Raw genomic sequence first — 2,758 nt, forward strand, 5'->3', positions numbered from 1 at the left:
TATGTGGACGGCCGTTTAAGCGCAATACCTCATATTGTTCTCCCGATGTCATTTCCAAAACGTATTATTCTACCGGCTGGATGATGAATACCGATTTAACGCGAAGACCCGGTCAGATGCGCTCTTATGTCCGGCCTGTTTATGCGACTTTATGCGCTGGCCATCATGGGTGTGCGCTCACGTGTCAGGCACCAATCTCGTATCGCGTGCTCAGGGGCACAGACGGTCGAACGGTATGGCCTGAACTGTTGCTGAATGACAGTCTTCCCATCACGTCGGTTCGTACATACTGCCGGATCTACCGGAGCAAGCTCCGGTGTCCATCGTTCTGCTGGTGCAGGTCAGCCTGCTGAAACACTGACACCAGCCGGACGATAGATCTCTTTACGTGACAACAACGCCCAGATGATACGAGCCATTTTATTGGCAAGTGCAACTGTTGCCAGACGCCTTGGACGACGCGCCATGAGTTCGCATAGCCACTGACCCGCAGCGCTATCCCACTTATGGGCACGATGAAGCATGGCCGTCGCACCAAGAACCAGCAACGTTCTTATCTGCCGGTTGCCCGTTTTGGTAATCCTGCCCAGACGGGTTTTACCGCCGGTAGAATGCTGACGAGGCACAAGCCCAAGCCAGGCGGCAAAATGGCGCGCAGAGGCGAAGGAGCCAATATCCGCGACCGAGGCGACAATCAGAGAAGCCGTTATGGGACCGACCCCAGGGATGGTCATCAATCGACGCGCATCCTCATCGCTTTTTGCACGCGCCCGGATCTGCACTTCCAAAGTATCAATGCTCTGAGCGACCTTTTCATAATGATCAAATAACAACATGGCACTCTGCTTCATGGCAGCAGGCAGGTCGGCTGATGTCTCTATTTTTGCCATCAGTTCTGGCAGATGGCGTGTGCCCAGAGGGGCTATCAGCCCGAACTCGGAAGCAAGAGCCCGTAACGCATTACTCAGCATGGTCTGCTGTTTGACCAGAAGAGCGCGGGTAGAATGCAGTGACAAGATACCTTGCTGCTCTTCGCTCTTGATCGGAACACACATCGTATCAGGATGAGACGCCGCCATGCAGATCGCAGCCGCATCAACAGCGTCGTTTTTCTTGCCTTTTTTGACAAATGATTTGACCCGATCAGGAGGAACCAGTCTGACATCATGACCAATCCTGCTGATCACCCGTGCCCAGTAATGAGCTGACCCGCAGGCTTCCAGAACAACTTCACATGGGTCAAGTTTTGCAAAAAATGCTGAAACTTCACTGCGACCAAGCTTGCGCTTGAAAACGCACTTTCCATTTGCGTCAGCCCCATGAGCCTGAAAAACGGATTTGGCAATATCAAGGCCAATTATGCTAGCTTTCATACGGGCGGTCTCCTCCTGATGGTCAGTGAACCTCCATCATGGCACATTGATGCCGCAGGGAGGCCGTCCACCCCATCTCGTTTCGCAAATGATCGCGTTTATTGAAGCCTGCCGTGCCGATTACGGGGTCGAGCCAATCTGTCGCGTTCTGCCGATTGCCCCGTCCACGTTTTACCAGCAGGCGGTCATGGCAAGAGATCCGACCAGGGCCAGCCCGCGTGCCCTGCGCGATAGGGAACTGATGGAACATATCCGCCGGATCTGGCGGGACAACCGTGCTGTTTATGGTGCGCGTAAGGTCTGGCACAGCCTACAGCGTGAAGGGCGACAGGTTGCGCGCTGCACTGTCGAGCGCCTGATGCGGCAGATGGGTCTGAAGGGGGTGATCCGGGGCCGGAAGGTCATCACGACCCGTCCGGATACGGCGCGCCCCTGTCCTGATGACAGGGTCAACCGGCAGTTCCAGGCCGAGGCTCCCAACCATCTCCGGGTCTCGGACTTCACCTATGTCCAGACCCGGAATGGCATGGTCTATGTGGCGTTTGTCATCGATGTGTTCGCCCGCAGGATCGTGGGCTGGAAGGTCTCGACCTCCATGACCACCCAGTTCGTGCTCGACGCCCTTGAACAGGCCATCTGGCAACGAAAGCCCGCGGGAAACAAGGCGCTGATCCACCATTCGGATCGTGGATCACAAGGCGGATTCAACCGGTCGTCGCAACACCCCGTTTTTGGAGGTGACGATGACAACAGGAAGGCGCAAATCCGAGCGTTCGACGCGGCACAAATTATTCTCGCCAGGACGGCCGCCTGTCTGGCAGCGTGAGAATCTGTGCCGGTTCTGGCGCGGTATCGCTGCTGGGCTGTCAATCGGCACTCAAAAATAACCCCTGATCGGCATGCAATATTAACCCCCTGTTGAAGGGCCGGCCTGTCTCCTGAAGCCGTAGGCGTAAGGAGACAGGCCGGGGCAGGTATGGATCTGGAGAGAGGTTCAGTTACGGTTCCTGAACCGCCAGCTTTCGTTCCCTGTCTCGATGATGTCGCAGTGATGGGTCAGACGGTCGAGCAGTGCCGTGGTCATCTTGGCGTCGGCGAATACACTGGCCCATTCACCGAAGGACAGGTTCGTGGTGACAATGACCGAGGTCTGTTCATAAAGGCGGCTGATCATATGGAACAGCAACTGTCCGCCAGACTGGGCAAAGGGCAGGTATCCCAGTTCGTCGAGGATGACAAAGTCCAGTCGGCCGAGTTGTTCGGCCAGCCGACCCGCCCTTGCCGCCCGACTGTCAGCCTCAAGCCGGTTGACCAGGTCCACCACGTTGAAGAACCGGCCACGCCGACCTGTGCGGATGCAGCTCCGGCCAATGGCCGTGGCCAGG

The 2,758-nt window shown here is 56.6% G+C and carries 2 protein-coding genes, 1 pseudogene and 1 other annotated feature; of the genes and pseudogenes, 1 reads left to right on the top strand and 2 read right to left on the bottom strand.

From position 1 onward, the window contains the following. Window positions 1-341: 341 nt before the first annotated feature. On the bottom strand, window positions 342-1,373 hold the full coding sequence (locus tag GEU01_RS20655; protein WP_026018748.1) for an IS110 family RNA-guided transposase: 1,032 nt from the start codon (window positions 1,371-1,373) through the stop codon (window positions 342-344). 40 nt (window positions 1,374-1,413) lie between these two features. Beyond that, window positions 1,414-1,536: a sequence feature (AL1L pseudoknot), on the top strand. On the opposite strand from GEU01_RS20655, the pseudogene GEU01_RS23630 reads away from it, so the two are divergent. After that, window positions 1,426-2,070, top strand: a pseudogene (locus GEU01_RS23630) (IS3 family transposase); the annotation flags it as partial. It overlaps the preceding feature by 111 nt. 297 nt (window positions 2,071-2,367) lie before the next feature. Here the strand turns inward: GEU01_RS23630 and GEU01_RS20665 are convergent. Then, the coding region (locus GEU01_RS20665) for an ATP-binding protein (RefSeq protein ID WP_019086499.1) at window positions 2,368-2,758 on the bottom strand (391 nt) is incomplete at its 5' end.

Origin of the sequence: Komagataeibacter europaeus LMG 18890 (assembly GCF_000285295.1) — a bacterium.
GTDB classification, from domain to species: Bacteria; Pseudomonadota; Alphaproteobacteria; order Acetobacterales; family Acetobacteraceae; genus Komagataeibacter; species Komagataeibacter europaeus.

Coding starts and splice junctions, on each gene's coding strand:
- GEU01_RS20655 (WP_026018748.1), bottom strand. CDS start 1,373: ATGAAAGCTAGCATAATTGGCCTTGATATTGCCAAATCCGTTTTTCAG.